The 18,298-nt window shown below is 55.6% G+C and carries 16 protein-coding genes; 6 read left to right on the forward strand and 10 right to left on the reverse strand.

Annotation, left to right across the window (positions count from 1 at the left end; translation table 11 throughout):
- Window positions 1-150: 150 nt before the first annotated feature.
- From BBCT_RS05510 to BBCT_RS05520, 3 genes are all read left to right on the forward strand, one after another.
- On the forward strand, window positions 151-597 hold the full coding sequence (locus tag BBCT_RS05510) for a hypothetical protein (protein ID WP_003834526.1): 447 nt from the start codon (window positions 151-153) through the stop codon (window positions 595-597).
- Between the two features lie 102 nt (window positions 598-699).
- On the forward strand, window positions 700-2,166 hold the full coding sequence (locus BBCT_RS05515) for a hypothetical protein (protein WP_003834525.1): 1,467 nt from the start codon (window positions 700-702) through the stop codon (window positions 2,164-2,166).
- 180 nt (window positions 2,167-2,346) lie between these two features.
- Window positions 2,347-3,102, forward strand: coding sequence for a hypothetical protein (locus BBCT_RS05520; RefSeq protein ID WP_047750645.1), 756 nt, complete (start codon window positions 2,347-2,349; stop codon window positions 3,100-3,102).
- A gap of 425 nt (window positions 3,103-3,527) precedes the next feature.
- On the opposite strand, the gene BBCT_RS05525 is transcribed toward BBCT_RS05520, so the two are convergent.
- Both BBCT_RS05525 and BBCT_RS05530 read right to left on the reverse strand, forming a co-directional pair.
- The gene (locus tag BBCT_RS05525) at window positions 3,528-3,935 is read right to left on the reverse strand and encodes a cupin domain-containing protein (RefSeq protein WP_033513358.1); all 408 of its coding nucleotides are present in this window, start codon (window positions 3,933-3,935) and stop codon (window positions 3,528-3,530) included.
- A gap of 346 nt (window positions 3,936-4,281) precedes the next feature.
- A complete protein-coding gene (locus tag BBCT_RS05530) occupies window positions 4,282-4,995 on the reverse strand; it encodes a GNAT family N-acetyltransferase (RefSeq protein WP_033513357.1) in 714 nt (237 codons plus the stop codon).
- A gap of 185 nt (window positions 4,996-5,180) precedes the next feature.
- Between BBCT_RS05530 and BBCT_RS05535 the strand changes: the two genes are divergently transcribed.
- The gene (locus tag BBCT_RS05535) at window positions 5,181-5,930 is read left to right on the forward strand and encodes a YdcF family protein (protein ID WP_033513361.1); all 750 of its coding nucleotides are present in this window, start codon (window positions 5,181-5,183) and stop codon (window positions 5,928-5,930) included.
- A gap of 134 nt (window positions 5,931-6,064) precedes the next feature.
- Here the strand turns inward: BBCT_RS05535 and tig are convergent, their stop codons facing one another.
- From tig to BBCT_RS05575, 8 genes are all read right to left on the reverse strand, one after another.
- Window positions 6,065-7,426 carry a trigger factor gene (tig, locus tag BBCT_RS05540; RefSeq protein WP_003834513.1) on the reverse strand — a complete coding sequence of 454 codons (1,362 nt, stop codon included), beginning with the start codon at window positions 7,424-7,426 and terminating at the stop codon, window positions 6,065-6,067.
- A gap of 52 nt (window positions 7,427-7,478) precedes the next feature.
- Complete coding sequence (locus BBCT_RS05545; protein WP_003834511.1) at window positions 7,479-8,774, reverse strand: HRDC domain-containing protein; 1,296 nt, start codon at window positions 8,772-8,774, stop codon at window positions 7,479-7,481.
- On the reverse strand, window positions 8,767-9,399 hold the full coding sequence (locus BBCT_RS05550; RefSeq protein ID WP_033513355.1) for a DUF3000 family protein: 633 nt from the start codon (window positions 9,397-9,399) through the stop codon (window positions 8,767-8,769). Before BBCT_RS05550 ends, BBCT_RS05545 begins: the two co-directional genes overlap by 8 nt.
- A 194-nt stretch (window positions 9,400-9,593) precedes the next feature.
- Window positions 9,594-10,475 carry a pyruvate formate-lyase-activating protein gene (gene pflA / locus BBCT_RS05555; protein ID WP_033513353.1) on the reverse strand — a complete coding sequence of 294 codons (882 nt, stop codon included), beginning with the start codon at window positions 10,473-10,475 and terminating at the stop codon, window positions 9,594-9,596.
- A gap of 119 nt (window positions 10,476-10,594) precedes the next feature.
- Window positions 10,595-12,970, reverse strand: a complete 2,376-nt coding sequence (pflB, locus tag BBCT_RS05560) for a formate C-acetyltransferase (RefSeq protein ID WP_003834505.1) — start codon at window positions 12,968-12,970, stop codon at window positions 10,595-10,597.
- 189 nt (window positions 12,971-13,159) lie between these two features.
- A complete protein-coding gene (locus tag BBCT_RS05565; protein WP_003834504.1) occupies window positions 13,160-13,354 on the reverse strand; it encodes a hypothetical protein in 195 nt (64 codons plus the stop codon).
- Window positions 13,355-13,400: 46 nt separating this feature from the next.
- On the reverse strand, window positions 13,401-15,098 hold the full coding sequence (locus BBCT_RS05570) for an NAD+ synthase (protein ID WP_003834503.1): 1,698 nt from the start codon (window positions 15,096-15,098) through the stop codon (window positions 13,401-13,403).
- A gap of 77 nt (window positions 15,099-15,175) precedes the next feature.
- Window positions 15,176-16,324, reverse strand: a complete 1,149-nt coding sequence (locus BBCT_RS05575; RefSeq protein ID WP_003834501.1) for a M20 metallopeptidase family protein — start codon at window positions 16,322-16,324, stop codon at window positions 15,176-15,178.
- A gap of 132 nt (window positions 16,325-16,456) precedes the next feature.
- Here BBCT_RS05575 and BBCT_RS05580 point away from each other — a divergent pair, with 132 nt between their 5' ends.
- Both BBCT_RS05580 and BBCT_RS05585 read left to right on the forward strand, forming a co-directional pair.
- Window positions 16,457-17,257, forward strand: coding sequence for a Cof-type HAD-IIB family hydrolase (locus BBCT_RS05580; protein WP_003834499.1), 801 nt, complete (start codon window positions 16,457-16,459; stop codon window positions 17,255-17,257).
- A gap of 195 nt (window positions 17,258-17,452) precedes the next feature.
- Window positions 17,453-18,298 (forward strand): MetQ/NlpA family ABC transporter substrate-binding protein, encoded by an 846-nt coding sequence (locus tag BBCT_RS05585; RefSeq protein ID WP_003834498.1) that lies wholly within the window; start codon window positions 17,453-17,455, stop codon window positions 18,296-18,298.

The raw sequence follows: 18,298 nt of genomic DNA on the forward strand, positions 1-18,298 counted from the left end.
GTAGCAGCAACAGCTTCCAAGCCTCTTAGCAATGCTCAAATCCAGGGTCTCTTCCTTCTACCAAGCCACATAGGCATGTATAAATCAACATTCCGCCTTCTCTGAACTACACTGTTCCTAGAAAAGTTTCAGCATTGAAAGGGGTAACCAATGGCGCGCAAAGGTGGATTTCTGAAGGGGATCGTCACATCGGCGGCGACCTATGCCGTCAAAACGGCGGTCGATATCGCGGTCAACCCGGAGAACATGCAGAAGGTGGCGCAGCTTGTCAGCGAACAACAGGTAGGCAGCAAACTCAAGCAGGCCGCCGCGAGCATGCATCTGCCGGCCGCGCTTAGCCCATCCGCAAGAGTCACCAAGCAACTTGACACCATCGAGGAGACACTGGAGCAATACGCCGACCAATTTCCCGTAAACGCACCAGTCGAACGATGGAAAAGCACCCTGCAAAGCCTTCGTCTTATGGACACCATGAACAGATCCACAAGCGGCAGCGAGCATAAGATCCGCTTGGAAAAGCTCCAGGCACAAACCGAGGCCCTGTTCAACGAGATTTTCCAGTCCCTTGACTCGGGCGATGCCCAGATCGAAGACTGACCACTTCCCCACCGCTTTCATACCTGCTCCCCGCCACTCCCAAGCGCACCGACACGTCTGCCGGTCGTATACTGCTACCAAGTGGATTTGAAGGGAATAACCATGATCGACGACGATTCCAACGAACTCATCCCATTCGAAGGCGGAGACGGTGATGCCGATGCCAGCACCGGGAACAACAATCCAGACGACGCGCAAAGCGTCACCATCATCCAAGACGAACAAGGCATCGTCTTCCTCGGCGACGCCGGTACCATAGATCTCTGGCTCAAGGATGAAGGCTTCGATTCCAAAGCATTCAAAGCCAAAGCCATACAGACCGTCTCCTCGGCCAGCAAAGGCGCACAAACAGTCGGCAACGCCATGGCCGAAAGCGGGCGATGGGTAAAACTCACCAAGGAATCAGCTGAGCTGGTCGCCAAATACGGCAAGAACTGCAAGAAAGGACCGTTCCAAGCCGGTGTTGTACGGCAACCGAACGGGCGCATCATCAAACATTTGAAATTCACCCAGCCAGGGCAGCTCAGCCCCGCTCTACTCACCGGTGTCAGCGGCGTCATGGCACAGATGGCACTGGAACAGGCCGTCTCCGAAATCACCGACTACCTGAAGGAAATCGATGCGAAGCTCGACGACCTGCTGCGCGATCAGAAAGACCAGACCGTCAGCAAGCTCGCCGGAATCTCCCACATGATTGACGAAACCATGCTCATCTACCAGCAAGTCGGTTCAATCAGCGAGACCACATGGTCCAAGATGTCAGGCTGCCCACAAGACATCGCCACCCTCCAAGCGTATGCAATCGCCAAAATCAAGGGCCTCACCGAGAAGGTGGAACGCGAGCAGGATCCCAAGCAGGTTCGTCCGCTGACCCAGCAGATTCGACAGGAGATCCACCAGTGGTTGGGCATGCTCGCATCCGCAGTCAGGATGCAGGATCAAGTCTCCTGCATCGAGCTCGCACGCGTATGCCAGGAGGAGCCGGAACAGCTCGAAGCACACAAGAAGGGCATCGTACTTGCCAGGAACAAGCGTCTTGCGGAAATCGAGCAGTCACTCAACGCATTGGGCAGGCAACTGGAAACGAAGGCTGGAATCGTAGGTGGGAAGGTGCTGCTGAACCCATACAGTTCACCTCATGCCATTGCCAACATCGAAAGCATCACCAGCGATCTCAATGCATTCGCCAGCACATTGCAACTTGAGCACATTCATCTGCACGTCGAAGACGGGCCTACTTGGATCGAGGCCGCAGGCAAAGCCGTAGATGATACCGGCAAGGTGCTGCAGAATGCCGGGCAGAAGACCGCACACGCCGTCCAAGATGCCGGCAATGCGATAGCGAAGGGCGCTCAAGGCACCGGTGCCGCCGTTGCCAAGGGAATGCAGGACGCCGGAAACCAGGCCGCGCACATCGCGCAGGATGCGGGCGACGCCATCGCGAAAGGCGCTCAGGACGCAGGCGCCGGAATCGCCGACGGAGTGCAGCAGTTTGGCAAAGGAATAGCAGACGGATTGAAACAGCTCCCGGAGATCAAACTGCCCAAGTTCGGGTGGGGCAAGAAATAAGCCGGAGAGTCACGCCGTAAGCACCGAGCTTCTTTTGTCGTTTCGCGGGACTCTTCCATCTGATCATCATCAACACGTGCCACAAACAAGCCAACAAGCATTTTGGGGAGGGCTATTCGTGCGATGTTGCGCTCTATCATTGATAAAAGCATCCAGCAACCGCATATCGTAAGGAATCATATGCGCTATTTCACTTCGGACACGCATTTCGGCCATCCACTGGTCACCGCGCTGCGCGGGTTCCTGAACAATGGCAGGCTACGTGCTGAGTACCTCGACATCTGGCAGACGCAGACCCGCGCCGCCGCACACGCGTGGATCAAACAATATGTGCACGACAATCAGACATCGTTCAAAGCGATCTGCGACATCGCACGTCATGAGAACACCATCATCGACAATATCAACGAGATCGTCGGGCACGACGACGAACTGTGGATTCTCGGCGACCTCTCCTACCGTTGCACCGTCGAGCACACGCTTGAATGTCTGCGCCGAATCAACTGCCAACATCTGCATCTGATCATCGGCAACCACGACCGCAACTTCCGTCTCCGATTCAATGACATGCTATACGAAGACGTGTTCGAGACCATCGATGACTACTGCGAAATCGACATGGAACTTCCCGTTCTCGATGAATCCGGCAAAATAACGGTGGCGACCACGCAGCAAAGCATCGCCATGAGCCACTTCCCCAGACTCTCGACATTGGCCGAAGAACACGGCGATTGGCCGAGCAACTGGAACGAGTTCGCCGATATGGCGCCTACCACCGAAGGCTGGCTGCTCTACGGCCATACGCATCAGGACGTTCCCGACGGCACCGATCCGCGAAGTGTGAACGTGGGACTCGACGCATGGGATTTCAAGCCCGTCAGCGAACAGCAGATCCTCGCCTGGCTTGTATCCCGGTGTGCCGACCAATCAAAGTGAATTCCACCCTGAGCATGGATCCGGGCTGTAGGATGCCGGGTCGCTGGTATTTGTCGACGCCGGCGCTCCAGGTTTGCAACCATTCGAGTTTGGGACACTGTCGGCATGTTCCCGGATCAACATTGCCGATGATGGCGGTGACTTGAGCTTTGAGTTCTTCGGGGATGATGGCCATCCATGCCATGTTGCCACGCTGCGCCGGATCGCCTACGAATTCTTGCGGCACACCTTTGGCTACACGCATAAACTGCGCTTGTTCGGATGGCGTCAACGGCAGGCAATTGACGATAAGTTTGCGATTATTCTCGATTCCCGCCTATCCCACCTTAGGACAGATATGAGATAAGCCTTTCACATGTGAGGGGCGAATAGATTCAGCCGGGTCTGACTTGACCCGGCTGAATCACATGTATGCGCCCGTCTGTTCAGGCAAGGGACTCGTACGCTTGCGCATCGACCGGTTCAAGCCATTCGTTGCTCATCGCGCCAAGGTCTCCTGCCGGAACCATGAACGCCAGGTGGGAGAAGGATTCGCCAGGAGCCGCACCATGCCAGTGCTTGGTGTCTGCAGGAATGCACACGGCTTCGCCAGCTTTGAGTTCCTTGGGTTCCTGGCCTTCGATCTGGTAGTAGCCTCGACCACCCACTGCGATGAGCACCTGGGCTCCGCCGTGATGTATATGCCAGTTGTTGCGGCATCCCGGCTCGAAGGTGACGTTGTGGATGGAAAATTCAGGAGTGTCGAGCACCGACGCGAGATAGCTTTGACCTACGAAATACTGGGCAAAGCCGTCGTTCGGCTCTCCCATGGGAAATGCGCTTGGATTTTCCATAATGGTCCTTTCGTTGTAATACGCGTTCATTGAACCTCGCCGAAAATGCAATGTCTAATGAGCATCGAACATGCTTCTTCATACAACAGACACATATTATCATTAGGTTCATTCACAACCAAGCGGTACTGCGGAAAGCAACATTTCATACATGCAACGGGCAAAGGAGCTCCATTCAATCATGACAGACATGAAGTACGTGTCACCAGGCTGGTCTGGCATCGAAGTGTCCAAAGTATGCCTTGGCGGCATGAACTTCGGCAAAGCCTCACCAGACTTCCATATCGGATAGCCAATGAACTCAGTGATTCGATCACTCACCTTTCACAGTGATGGGCAGAAACGTTCAGCAGCGCCCCTCGTACAGGAAGAAGGAAAGCGAACCGTCTTCCAAACCACCTTGAGTAAAGGAATCCCTGCGTATGGTACGTTCCGCTTTACGCGTCAAACCACGGTAATCATAAAAACCGTAATCGCAGGTAGTGTCAGTGAAGAGGAAATACTCGTTCATTCCAGCATCACGAAACACGTCAAGCATGTGATTGAACAGCTTACGGCCAACACCCATGCCCCGCGCTTCCGGAGAAACCACGAACAGCGTTACCTCAGCCTGATAGCTTTTGCCAGTATCTCGCTTCAACACTTCATCGGCCTGCAAAATCGCAATCTGATCGGCAAGTCCTCGACGACCATCCTTGCTTGCCAACAAGGGCAACGCCAAGCAATTTCGCGTAATAGCATGACGTATCCTCTGCGCTGTGGTAACACGGGACCTCAACGATCCCAATACCACGCCAAGCACCCGACCATCACGTTCAGCGACCGTAGCCTCGGTGGTGCGAGAAAGAAAATCATGCATGTCGATTGCCGCAAGTCGGTGCATATTGCGCAGACGAATCGCCTTGCGCAGCTTGTACTCACGCAACTCGCGCTCATCGTTCGGAACATTCCCGTTATTATCCGACTCATCATCCGCATACCAAGCCTGTCGAACAAGCTCTTCAAGCGCAGGAAAATCCGTGCGACGCATCGTCCGAAGCATAATCGTTTCTGAAGTCATGCTCCCCCATCCTAGCCGCAGCCATGCCAAAGCTCCGTTCATGGATGGCATAATGCACATAGTATTGCAATAGCAAGAATGCGCAGGATTTGTTGGCATTGGCGTGCGACGCTTGGGAGTCTAGGGGCCACGCGCTTAGGATGAGACAGGATTGCGTGCGACACGCAATGAATGAGAGGTTCATCATGGCAACGTTGATTAGACGAATCACAGGCACTCTATGCTTAGTACTTGCCGTGGCATGCGCATGTTACGCTTTCGCCGTGCGCAATACGCATTCCGGCACGAGTTTCTGGATTGTTTGGCTAGCGTTCGCAGCTTTGTTCGCGATACTCGGATTCGGTCTGCTCTTCCGGTGGTGGACGATATTGCCAAGACTGGTCAGAGGCATATTGATTGCGGTCGCGTGCATTGGTCTGGTCGCGTTCGGCACAGTGGAAAGTTGCATCGTCAGTAAGATGCATGCGCAAGGCAAACCGGATCTTGATTATGTGGTGGTGCTCGGCGCCCAGGTGCGTAAGTCCGGCCCAAGCCTTGTACTTCGCTACCGTCTCGACAAGGCCATCGAATATTTAGATGAGAATCCGAATACCATCTGCATCGTTTCCGGCGGAAAAGGACCGAATGAACCGTTCCCCGAAGCCCAAGGCATGGCTGACTATCTTAAGGAACATGGTATTGCCGAACAACGCATTCTTGAAGAGTCGGATTCAAAAACCACTGAGGAAAACATCGTCAACAGCAAGAAGATGATCAACGACGATAATGCTTCCATAGGCGTGATCACCAATAATTTCCACATGTTTCGCGCGTTGCAGATTGCCGACAAATATGGCTTAGACAACGCCCAAGGCATTGCGGCTGGCTCTCCCCCGGATATGCTCGTCAACAATATGGTTCGTGAGTTTTTCGCCGAAATCAAATTCCTGCTGTAACTCACGTTTCGGCAATCTCTTTGCTCTGGTTAAGGATCCGAATACGGAATAAATTGAGGGGTGGAGTCCATACTGGATTCCACCCCTCAGCGCCCTAGAAAGATGACTCTAACGAGTCAGGCATTAAGAGAAGCTCACTCTTCGGAAGCGAGTTCGTCAGCCACAGCGGCGGCTGCGGAAGCAGCTTCAACGCTCTCGGCTTCTTCATCTTCAGCGGCTTCGCCGAGGAAGGCGCTCAGGTCCAGGGTTTCACCCTCGGACTTGAAAGTCACGGCACGCATGCCGGCAAGCAGGCCCTTGGAACGGCCGACTTCCTGCACTGCGGAGCCGAGCTGGCCGTTGCGCATGATGGCCTGAATGAAGGCGTTCGGATCCATGCCGTACTGCTGGGCGATGGAAGCGAGGAAGTTGAACACGTCGGCCTGGGAGACCTTGATGTCCAGCTTCTCGGCGAGCACGTCGAGCACCATCTGGTCGCGCAGTTCCTTCTCAACGGTTTCTTCGGCTTCTGCCTTCTGCTCCTTGGTGGCGTTGGCCGGATCAGCGGTCACACCCTTGAGCTGCTGCTCAACCATTTCAGCCTTGACGCCCTTCGGCACCGGAATCTCCAGGCCTTCTTCGAGCTTGGCGATGAAAGCGTCGCGGGCTGCGGTGGCCTGACGGCCTTCGGCATCCTGGGAAGCGGCCTTCTTGAGGTCTTCCTTCAGCTCGTCGAGGGTGTCGAACTCGGAAGCTTCGGAAGCGAAGTCATCGTCGAGTTCCGGCAGCTCTTCAGCCTTGACGGAGTTGACCTTGACCTTGACCTGGGCCTTTTCGCCCTCGTGCTCGCCAGCTTCCAGCGTGCCTTCGAAGGTGGTCTCTTCACCGGAGGACAGGCCTTCGAGGGCCTCATCCAGACCGTCAAGCATGGTTTCGGAGCCGAGCTCGTAGCTCACGCCTTCCTGGGAGTCGACCACTTCACCGTCGATTTCGGCGGTCAGGTCGATGTTGGCGTAGTCGCCCTTGGCGGCCGGGCGGTCCACACCCACGAGGGTGCCGAAACGCTGACGCAGGGCTTCCAGACGGTTGTTGATGTCTTCGTCGGTGATTTCAGCCTTGGCGACCTCGATCTCCATACCGTCGATTGCCGGCAGTTCGATGTCCGGACGGCGCTCAACGGTGGCCACGAACTTCAGCTTGGTCTCGTCCTTAGCGGATTCCGGCACTTCCTGAACGTCGATTTCCGGCTGGGCCATCGGGTGGATGCCCTTTTCTTCGAGAGCCTTGGAGTACAGCTCCGGCACGCCGTTGTTCACGGCTTCGCCAGCAACAGCACCGAAACCGATGCGCTGGTCGATGATCTTGCCGGGCACGTGGCCCTTACGGAAGCCAGGCACGTTCACCTGCTTGGCGATTTCCTTGCGAGCATTGTCGAGATACGGGTTGAACTCTTCCGGATCAACGGTGACGGTGAGCCTCACCTTGGTCGGCTCAAGATTCCTGACGCTGATTTTCACGCTTGCGCTCCTGAAAAATACGGTTCTTCACATTTCTGCCGTTAGGCAACCTCTACATAATAGCGCGACTCACGGACTCTGCAACCAGCGCGACCTGCCACGCCCTCGCGCCCTGTTCGGTGAGGAATTGCGCGACATCACGTTCCTGCGGCTCATCCGTCCAGCAGAGATTACGCAAATACTGCGGTTTGATGATGACTTCCGCGGGTGTGCGCGTATCTTCCGCTATCTGCGCCACCACCTTGCGTGCCTTGGCAAGTGTGGCGAGGCGTTCCGGATAGCGTTCCCTCCAGACTCGTGTCGCACGTGGGGCGGATGTGGCTTGCGCTTCTTGATTCTGAGGATTGCCGTTGTCTATGACCGGCCACTCGCTTTCCGGTAGATCAAGCGCCTGCTGGATTATTTTCTTCCACATGCTTGGCTTGATTTTGCGTTGGATGGGCGCGTAGCGTTCGAACATTTTCTCCTGTTCGGCGTCGGCTTGGATGCGCACACGTTCGTTGATGGAACGCACCGCCCTGAATTGTGCGGCATTGTGCGGCTTGCGCTCCGCCACTTCGATGATGGTTCTGTCGGCAAGCAGCAGCGTTGGCGAAATATCGTATTGGCGCGCCAGCTCGTCTCGCTTGGTCCATAGTGCTTTCGCCACAGCCAAGGCCTGACGGTCCTTCATGATTTCGGTGATATGCGAGATGCGCAGCCATGGAACGGGATGCTCTTTGCGTGGCGCGGTTCCTTCGCGCAGCGCGTAATCGAATTCCTCCTCGGCCCATTCGATTTTGCCTTGACGGCGCAGTTCGGCGCGCATGATCGTTTCCAGCTCGATCAGCAATTCAACATCCAACGCCGCATAATTGCGCCAGTCACGCGGCAACGGACGGTATGACCAATCGGCTGCGGAATGCTCTTTGGCAAGTGTCAATCCCAAGTAATGCTCGGTGACGGCGGCCAAACCGAACCGTTTCATGCCGAGCAGTCTCGCGGCGATCTCGGTGTCGAACAACCGCTGCGGCTTCAATCCAAGGTCATTGAATCCCGGCAGATCCTGCAGAGAATCATGCAGAATCCATACCGCGTCGCCTACGGCAGCATTGAAATCGTTCCAATCAACACCTTCAGCAGTCAATGCCTGCGGATCAAGCAATCCTATGCCGGCACCGTCCCTTTTGAACTGCACCAACCAATCGTCATGACCGTATCGGAAACCGGATGCTCGCTCCGCATCGGCAGCAAGAGACCCGTGTGAGGACGCCAAAGCGCTGCAGTACTCGCGAAATGCCGGTAGGGTGTCGATCACATCGGGCACGCCCTCACGCGGCTCGGCCTGCAACCTTGGCTCGTCAGTCAACGGAATAATCCTCCTCGGATTGCGTCATGGACCGGAGGAATTCCGCCCATGCACCCACCTGAGCGCCTGCGTCAAGACCTCCATCGGCATAGTCTAATGGCGTCCAAGACACACGAATCTCACATCCGGTTTCTGGAGCGTCGGATTGCCCGCCAAATACCGTGCTTCTCGTAACGGTGACGGTTCCTGAAACATGTTCGACACCGTATGCGCCGATCTGGTCCACCATCGCATCCCAATACATGGATGGCGTCAGGCAGTCCCTTTCGTTGCCAGGCAATGGCAACGCGGCGAATGCGGCGCAACGCCAATGCGAATGCCAGTCGTTTCGGTATTTATGCGAATACAACACCATGATCCAACCGGTGGAACGCGTCTCATCGCAGTCCATTTCGACGCCGATGCCGAAACTCGCCATGGCGCATGGTACTGGAATCTCACGATATGACACACCTGATAATCGTGGCATGCGTTCCACGGAAAGCACGGCATCCCACACTTCGTCTGGCACGCCAGAGGGTCGAGTCAACATTGATTCAGGAGGGGCTGCGCAGGCGCACGATCCCCTACCTGTGGTGCGCGCTTCGTTGGGTGCACCTTGAGGAAAAGCATAGATGTCCACCATGATTCAAGACTACGGCAGCGACACCGTTTCCATGGTATTTCACAGCATTTCGCCACGCGTCGAATGTGAAGATTTTTCCGCGTGGCGAACGCTGGTTCAACAGTTGCGCGAATATTCCTTTTTTCGATCGCTGAGGCACTTTCAAACGATTGATTTGCCTGGGATCGTTGGCTGGAATATGCGAGACTTTCCGTTTAGTAGACGGTAAAGCCGTGCGATTGGAATTGTTCCACTACACGCTGTTTCATTGCCGCGGACGGCCCTTTCTGATCTTCCAGCGGGTAGGGAATGTCGAGCATATGCCATTTTGGGCGGCCCAGCTGATGGAATCCGAGCACGTCGATATGTTCCACGGCGTCGCCGAACGATTCGCAGATCTTCGCCACGTTCTCAACGTTTTCCTCGGACGAGGTGAGCCCTGGTACGAGTACGAAACGCACCCAGATCTTCTTGCCTGCTTTGGCCAGTCGTTGTCCGAAATCGATTGTCGGCTGCAAAATGCCTCCGGTAACCTTCTTGTAAGTTTCCTCGTCACCGGACTTGACATCAAGCAGACACAGGTCGATATCGTCCACCATGTCGTCGGTATAGCTTGCGCCAAGGAATCCGGAAGTATCGAGGCATGTGTGCACACCCATCTCCTTGGCCGCATGGAACACACGGGAGACGAATGCTGGTTGCATCATGGATTCGCCGCCTGAGAAGGTAATGCCGCCATGCGTCGCCTTGAAAAGGTCAGCATAACGTTCGATCTTTTTGACCATGGCTTCGTAGTAGACGGGTTTGCCATCACGCATTTTCCACGTGTCTGGATTCTGGCAGTACTGGCAGCGCAATGGGCAGCCGCTCATGAAAACGGTCATACGTGTTCCCGGACCGTCGACGGACGTGTTAATGTCCCAAGAATGCACGAAACCGATATCACCGCTTTTCAGCGCGTTGATGCGATCGCGACGATCTAATCCGATCGGCGATTCAAAGCCTGACAATCCTCCCATAAGCGTCTGGTTGACGTAGCTTTGCGATTCTCTGAGCATGTGCCTGGTTGTGGAGCGAAAATGTACGTTCTCAGACATCCGTGTCCTTTCGTTGTATCTCTCCAATGGGTTTCCCATATTGTACGGGGAAAACAAGGGGCGGAGCTTTCACGCTCCGCCCCATTGTCGTCTACCGTTTCACGCGGTGCCGTTCAGTCTCAGTCAACGACGGCGCCCTGGTGGAACGTACGGGAAATCACGTCGAGCTGCTGTTCCTTGGTGAGCTTGACGAAGTTCACCGCGTAGCCGGAGACACGCACGGTCAGGTGCGGGTACTTCTCCGGGTGATCGACGGCATCCTCGAGCTGTTCCTTGCGCAGCACGTTGATGTTGGCGTGGTACAGACCATGGCCATTGCCGGCGTCCAGAATGCCCACAAGGTTGCCGATGCGCTCGTCCTCATCGCGGCCCAGACCGTCAGGGGTGATGGTGTTGGTCAGCGAAATGCCGTCAAGAGCGTCGTTGTAGTCGATCTTGCCGACGGAGAACATGGACGGCAGCATACCGTGGGAGTCCATGCCATTCTCCGGATTTGCGCCCGGAGCGTACGGGGTGCCCTTCTTGTGGCCGGACGGGAAGGCACCGGTGGCCTTGCCATATTCCACGTTGGAGGTGATGGTCAGGATGGACTGGGTCGGGACTGCTCCGCGGTACACCGGCAGGCGCTTGACCTGGCCCATAACGGTGGAGACGACCCACTTGGCAATCTCGTCGGCACGATCATCGTCGTTGCCGTACAGCGGGAACTCGCCTTCGGTGCGGTAGCCGACGATCAGATCGTCATCGGCACCTTCAACGTACTCCTCCTCGTGGCCCGGGGTGGTCTTGGCGTCTTTGTTGTAGATCGGGTAAACCTTGGCGTACTTGCATGCGGACAGGGAGTCGGCTGCGATGGACAGGCCGGACATACCGCAACCGAGGGTACGGTACACTTCCTTGTCGTGCAGAGCCATCTCGATGGACTCGTATGCATACTTATCGTGCATGTAGTGGATGATGTTCAGGGCCATGACGTAGGTCTCGGACAGCCATTCGAGAGCCTTCTCGTAATTGGCCTTAACCTTCTCGTAATCCAAGGAGCCATCGGCTTCCGGCTGAATCGGCTCGATAATGCCCTTATCGATAACCTGCATGCCGGTCATCTCGTCGCGGCCGCCGTTGATGGCGTACAACAGAGCCTTGGCGGAGTTCACACGAGCTGCGAAGAACTGCATCTGCTTGCCCACACGCATTGGGGAAACGCAGCATGCGATTGCAGCGTCATCGCCCCAGTGGGAGCGGATTTCCTTGTCGGACTCGTACTGGATTGCCGAGGTGTCGATGGAGATCTTGGCGCAGAAGCGCTTGTAGGCTTCCGGCAACTTCGGATCCCAGAAGATGGTGATGTTCGGCTCCGGGCCAGGTCCAAGGTGCTCGAGAGTCAGGGTGTTGAGCAGACGGAACGAGGTCTTGGTGACCAGAGTACGGCCGTCATCGCCGAAGCCTGCGTCGGACCAAGTCGCCCAGTACGGATCGCCGGAGAAGATCGCGTCGTAATCCTTGGTACGCAGGAAGCGCACGATACGCAACTTCATGACCAGGTTGTCGATGATCTCCTGAGCGTCGGTCTCGGTGATCTTACCGGACTTCAAGTCACGCTCGAAGTACACGTCGAAGAAGGTGGAGACGCGGCCGAACGACATTGCGGCGCCATCCTGGCTCTTGACGGAAGCGAGGTAGCCCATGTAGGTCCACTGCACTGCTTCCTGAGCGGTCTGTGCCGGGCGGGACAAGTCAAGACCATACTCGTTACCGAGGTTGATCAGCTGCTTCAGGGCCTTGATCTGCTCGTCATGCTCTTCGCGGAAGCGGATCCAGTGCTCGATCTCCGGCTCGGTGAAGTCGTTGCGATACGGCACGGAGTCCTTGTCACGCTGCTTGAACTTGATCAGGGCGTTCACACCGTACAGTGCCACACGACGATAATCGCCGATGATGCGGCCACGGCCGTAAGCATCCGGCAGGCCGGTGAGGATCTTGTTGTGGCGGGCAACCTTGATCTGCTTGGTGTACACGCCGAAGACGCCGTCATTGTGGGTCTTGCGGTACTTGGTGAAGATCTTCTTGATTTCCGGATCCGGCTCCTTGCCGGCTTCCTTGATGGCCTGCTCGACCATACGCCAACCGCCATTCGGCATCATGGCACGCTTGCAAGGAACGTCGGTCTGCAGACCGACAACCACATTGTCAACTTCCGGAGAATCGATGTAGCCGGCGCCGAATGCGTCAATACCAGCCGGGGTGTGGGTGTCGACGTCGTAGACGCGCTGCTTGCGCTCTACTGCCAGATACTTGTCATCGAGATACTGCCACAGGTGCTTGGTCTTCTCGGTGGCGTCAGCCAAGAAGGACTCGTCGCCCTCATAAGGCGTGTAGTTCTTTTGAATGAAGTCACGGACATCAATGTCCTTCTGCCAGTTGCCCTCAGCGAAGCCTTCCCAAGCCTTAGCCTGAAGCTCTTCCGGGGAGACTGCCGTCGCATCAACTGCTGCCATTTCCACTCCTTCTGGGTGTTGGTTTGGCGACGCATCGTTACGTCGTCGCTAGTTACCGATTCTAGCTGCACGAACCTGTAAAGAACCTGAGTTTGAGAGGAAATAAAAGTGACATATGTCACAATTGCGAAGTATAAGAAAAATCGCGGTGTCGTAATCCAGACACCGCGATTTCATATATCGAATCAACTACTTTTCATCGGAAGACCAGCGTTTCCATTCACGATCCTGTTCTTCCCATTTGATGTTGCGTTCCTGCACAATCTTCCATGCATCGAGCGCGTCTTCCCTGGTTTTGTATGGTCCCATACGATGGCTCGCCGGTGAGATCATACCCAGTTCAGGCTGTTCGGTGACCGTATTGAAATACCATTGCTTTTCCATATCATTCCCTACGAAGCGTGTAACGAAACAATAGTTCGCCGCTGTTTTACTCGCGGAATGCGTTGGTGATCGGCAAGCGGCGGTCACGTCCGAACGCCAATGCCGTCACCTTTGGCCCAAGTGGGTATTGACGACGCTTCCATTCGGCACGATCGACCAGTCGCATAACCGTGTCGACGGTGGTTTCATCGAAACCGTCAGCCAAAAGATCCTCACGACCATGCGCATGTTCAATGTACATGGCCAGCACCTGGTCGAGCAGCTCGTACTCCGGCAGAGAATCGGAATCCTTCTGCCCTGGGCGAAGCTCGGCGGACGGGGCTTTCTCGATCGAATTGACGGGAATCATCACGCCATCCGGCAATGGCGTTCCTTTAGAGCCCTGTTCGTTGCCCACAACATGCAGTCCGCCGATGCCCATGCCCTCGGCGGCAGCCTTATTACGCCAGCGGGAAATCTCCCACACGCGAGTCTTCAACAAATCCTTGATCGGAGCGTATCCGCCGACCGCATCACCATAAATGGTGGAATAACCGCAGGCAAGCTCCGACTTGTTGCCGGTGGCGACAGCCAGAAGTCCCTTGGAATTCGAATACGCCATAACGATCACGCCACGAATACGCGCCTGCAAATTCTCAGCAGCCACACCTTCAAGATCAAGCTGCTTTTGGAAGGAGACGAACAGCGGCTCAATAGGCTGAACATCATAATGCGCACCAATGTTCTTCGCCAAATCGGCAGCATCATCCTTCGAACCGTCAGACGAATACATGCTCGGCATGGAAATGCCATACACGTTGGATCCACCCACGGCATCAGCAGCCATGGCTGCCACCAATGCGGAGTCGATACCTCCAGACAAGCCCAAGCACACGCCCTTGAAATGGTTCTTGGCCATGTAATCTTTCAAGCCGAGCACGCAGGCGGTGTACACTTCCTCATCCGGATCAGGCTTGGCCGCGATAACACCGACCTGCTGATGTTCGGCGGCAGTATCCAAATCAAAGAAGCTCAAATCCTCCATGAACATCGGAGAACGTTCCAGCAGTGTACCGTCAGCGTCAACCACGAAACTGCCGCCATCGAACACCAGATCGTCCTGACCACCCACCTGATTGAGGTAGATCATCGGCGCGTTCACTTCAGCCGCACGGCGTACCGCAAGATCGAGTCGAGTATCAGTCTTACCCTCCTCATACGGAGAACCGTTCATGGTAAGCAGCAAATCAATATGCTGCTCGGCAAGTTCTGCCACAGGACCGCCATCCTGCCAGATATCCTCGCAAATAGCCACACCAATACGTGCGCCATCCACATCAAGCACCATGGACTTATTGCCAGGACTGAAAATGCGGAATTCGTCAAACACACCGTAGTTGGGCAAGAAGTGCTTGTCATAGCCAGCCCAAACCACACCGTCATGCAACACAACAAGTCGATTACGCGGCTTAGACGTTTCACGATCAGTACCGACCGTGCCAACCACCACAAACAGGTCACCAAGCCCATCGGCAGCCAGTTCAGTAGCAAGCCAGTTGGCTTTGTTCCATGCGGCTTTGCGGAAGGTGGCCCGCAGGGCGAGGTCTTCAATCGGATAGCCAGTAAGCGTCATTTCAGGAAAAACCACGACTTGCGCATTGTTGTTGGCTGCAAGGTGCGCGTAACGCATGACCTTGTCTGCGTTGGAGTCAAGATCTCCCACACAAGTATCGATTTGAGCGAGTGCGAAGCGAATGTCTGTCATAGCTGCCTAACCTACCGTTGATTTGTTGAACGTTTTATTTTCTTACGATCGCGAATTGAAAGTGGACCGCACGCGTGTCACGAAAGTTCGTTGAGCACCGTCAGCGCCGCGTTGGCGTAGAATTCCACGCCGGCCTGCAGTGATTCATCTAGACCGACGAAATGCGGGCTATGCCAATCGGGGCAGCCTTTCTCGCCATTGGAACCGATGAAGGCGAACACCGGCATGGTGACGGGCATGAAATCGCAGAAATCCTCCCCCGCCATCGAAGGATGGATTGGCTCGAGCTGCGCGTAGTCGCGCACGTTGTCAGCGACGATTTTGGATAGTTCCATGTCGGAGACGAGCGGATTCTGAAAGTCATCCCAGTCGATGTCTGTGGTAATGCCGTAGCCCGCGGCGATGGATTGGACCTGCTGCTTGAAACGTTTCTCGACCAGTTCGCCGTCGGACTTATGGAAGTAGCGTACGGTTCCTTGGAAGCTGGCCTTGTCCGGCACGACATTCCACACGTGGCCACCGTGCAGTTCGGTGATGGACAGCACGAGCGGATGGAATGGTGAGACATTGCGGCTGACGATGGTCTGCAAGGCGAGAATCATTGTGGCGAGCGCCTCGATAGGACCAGTGCCCTTGTGTGGATATCCGGCATGTGAGCCGGTGGCATGCAGCGTGACGTGGAATTTCACGCAACCGGCCATCATCGGGTCGGGGCCTACGGCGATCTGTCCGGGCGCGTAATTCGGATTGTTGTGGGCGCCGATGGCGGCGGATACGTCGGCGAGCAACCCCGCATCGACCATAGCTTTCGCGCCGAGACCGAGCTCCTCGGCAGGCTGGAACAGCAGTTTGATGGAGCCTTTGATGCGCTTGCGGCGTTTTGCGAGCCAGAATGCGGCTCCGAGCATGTAAGACATGTGCAGGTCGTGGCCGCAACCGTGCATCACACCGTCGTTGACGGACGAGAACGGCAGGCCAGTATCCTCTTGGATGGGCAGACCGTCGATATCGGCGCGCAATGCGATACGTGGGCCTGGTTGCTCGCCGCGGATCAGGCCGACCACGCCGGTTTCAAGCGGGTTGTTGAGCACTTCGATGTCGTGCGCGCGTAGCAGTTTCTCGATATAGGCACTTGTCTCGTATTCCTTGAAACTGCGCTCGGGATGTGCGTGCAGATAATGACGGATCTCGATGATCTCCGGCGTGATCTCAATATGTTCGCTCATGGTTGACGATTGTAGGCGCAACCGGACGTTTTTCCTATTTTCGTGTTCGTTTTTCGTGCCGACAATGGCGTTTTCCGCAGAGTTTCCCCGTAAGCTGGATGACGTTTTGAACGGATTCACGGGGAGATCGGCATGTCATCGGACATCAAGGCTGCGTTTTTCGATATCGACGGCACTTTGACGAGTTTCGTCACGCATGTGGTGCCGCGATCCACCATCGACGCATTGCATGCGTTGCAGAAAAAAGACGTGAAGGTGTTCATCTGCTCGGGGCGCGCACCCTCCTATATGGGTGTGGTGCTTGACACCATTCCCGTCGAATTTGATGGCATTGTTGGCCTTAACGGCCAGTTCTGTACAACACGCGACGGCCTCGATTACCGTCATCCAATCGACCTGCACGATGTGGAGATCATCACCGACTGGCTGCAATCGCATACCGATGTCGTCGCCAATTACGCGGAAAGCGACTACGGGTATTTCAATCGCATCAACGCCGCTTTGGAACGTACGTGGAACAGCCTTGGCAAAACCGCGCCGAAAATCGACATATGCAATCCGCGGCAACGTATAGGAAACCATTGCACATTCCAGATCAGCCCATATGTGGATAAGGCAACGGAAGCGGAAATCGCCGGCATGTGCGACAACGTGCGCGGTGTGAGGTGGCATCCCGACTTCACCGACCTGATTCCTGCGGATGGCGGCAAGGCGGTCGGCATGCAGGTCGTGCTTGAGCATTTTGGTTGGTCGAAGGACAATGCGATCGCGTTCGGCGATGGCGGCAACGACGTGGATATGCTACGTTTCGCCGGCATAGGCGTGGCTATGGGCAACGCCACTGACGAACCGAAGACCGTGGCCGATTACGTCACCGACAGTGTCGACGATGCCGGAATCTCGAATGCGTTGCATCATTTTGAAATTCTGTAGAAAAGGTTTTTAAGAGTTTTCTTGCGATTTTTAAGACGGTTTTCGCGAATTTCTGCGTTTTTCATGCCCTTTATAAGTATTTTCAATAAGCAAACGCCGTGTTGCCGTCGATGGTTCCTCTATATTGGTCAATCGTTGGGTCCGCCGCGCGGCAAACAGGCGGCTCGTATAGCGAATTGAGAGAGGAATTCAACCATGCGTAACAAGAAGCTTCTCGGCGCACTGCTCGCCGTCACCACGCTCGCGACCTTCGGCTTGGCCGGCTGCGGCGACTCTGGCTCCACCGGCGCCGCCTCCAAGGAGGATGACAAGACCATCACCGTGGCGGCCTCCCCGACCCCGCACGCGGAAATCCTAAACAAGGCCGTCAAGCCGCTCGTCGAGAAAGATGGTTATAAGCTCGAAGTCAAGGAGTTCACCGATTACGTTCAGCCGAACACCGCCACCGAGGACGGTGAAGTGGACGCCAACTACTTCCAGCACAAGCCGTACCTCGACAACTTCAACAAGGAGAAGGGCACGCATCTGGTGTCCGTGGAAGGTGTCCACTTCGAGCCATTCGGTCTATACCCTGGCAAGACCAAGGATTTGCAGAATCTGCAGGACGGCGCCACCGTGGCCGTGCCGAACGACGCCACCAACGAGGCCCGTGCTCTTCTGCTGCTGCAGGATGCCGGTCTGATCGAGCTGAAGAATCCGAAGGACATCAACGCCACTCCGAAGGACATCACCTCCAATCCGAAGAACCTGAAGTTCAAGGAGCTTGAGGCCGCCGTGGTCCCGACCGTCATCAAGGATATCGACATCGCGGCACTGAACGGAAACTACGCCATTCAAGCCGGCTTCGACCCGACCAAGGACACACTGGTCACCGAAAAGGCCGACGGCCTGGCCGCGAAAACCTACCAGAACATCCTCGTGGTGAAGGAAGGCAACGAGAACACCGCCAAGACCAAGGAGCTCAAGAAGGCTTTGAAGTCCGACGAGGTGCGCGACTACATCAACAAGAACTACAAGGGCGCTGTGGTGCCGGTCTTCTAA

It is taken from the genome of Bifidobacterium catenulatum DSM 16992 = JCM 1194 = LMG 11043, assembly GCF_001025195.1.
Classification (GTDB): Bacteria; Actinomycetota; Actinomycetes; order Actinomycetales; family Bifidobacteriaceae; genus Bifidobacterium; species Bifidobacterium catenulatum.

Excerpts from the sequence above, each read along its gene's own strand:
- BBCT_RS05510 (WP_003834526.1), top strand. The coding sequence starts at position 151 with ATGGCGCGCAAAGGTGGATTTCTGAAGGGGATCGTCACATCGGCGGCG.
- BBCT_RS05515 (WP_003834525.1), top strand. The coding sequence starts at position 700 with ATGATCGACGACGATTCCAACGAACTCATCCCATTCGAAGGCGGAGAC.
- BBCT_RS05520 (WP_047750645.1), top strand. The coding sequence starts at position 2,347 with ATGCGCTATTTCACTTCGGACACGCATTTCGGCCATCCACTGGTCACC.
- BBCT_RS05525 (WP_033513358.1), bottom strand. The coding sequence starts at position 3,935 with ATGGAAAATCCAAGCGCATTTCCCATGGGAGAGCCGAACGACGGCTTT.
- BBCT_RS05530 (WP_033513357.1), bottom strand. The coding sequence starts at position 4,995 with ATGACTTCAGAAACGATTATGCTTCGGACGATGCGTCGCACGGATTTT.
- BBCT_RS05535 (WP_033513361.1), top strand. The coding sequence starts at position 5,181 with ATGGCAACGTTGATTAGACGAATCACAGGCACTCTATGCTTAGTACTT.
- BBCT_RS05550 (WP_033513355.1), bottom strand. The coding sequence starts at position 9,399 with ATGGTGGACATCTATGCTTTTCCTCAAGGTGCACCCAACGAAGCGCGC.
- pflA (WP_033513353.1), bottom strand. The coding sequence starts at position 10,475 with ATGTCTGAGAACGTACATTTTCGCTCCACAACCAGGCACATGCTCAGA.
- pflB (WP_003834505.1), bottom strand. The coding sequence starts at position 12,970 with ATGGCAGCAGTTGATGCGACGGCAGTCTCCCCGGAAGAGCTTCAGGCT.
- BBCT_RS05565 (WP_003834504.1), bottom strand. The coding sequence starts at position 13,354 with ATGGAAAAGCAATGGTATTTCAATACGGTCACCGAACAGCCTGAACTG.
- BBCT_RS05570 (WP_003834503.1), bottom strand. The coding sequence starts at position 15,098 with ATGACAGACATTCGCTTCGCACTCGCTCAAATCGATACTTGTGTGGGA.
- BBCT_RS05575 (WP_003834501.1), bottom strand. The coding sequence starts at position 16,324 with ATGAGCGAACATATTGAGATCACGCCGGAGATCATCGAGATCCGTCAT.
- BBCT_RS05580 (WP_003834499.1), top strand. The coding sequence starts at position 16,457 with ATGTCATCGGACATCAAGGCTGCGTTTTTCGATATCGACGGCACTTTG.
- BBCT_RS05585 (WP_003834498.1), top strand. The coding sequence starts at position 17,453 with ATGCGTAACAAGAAGCTTCTCGGCGCACTGCTCGCCGTCACCACGCTC.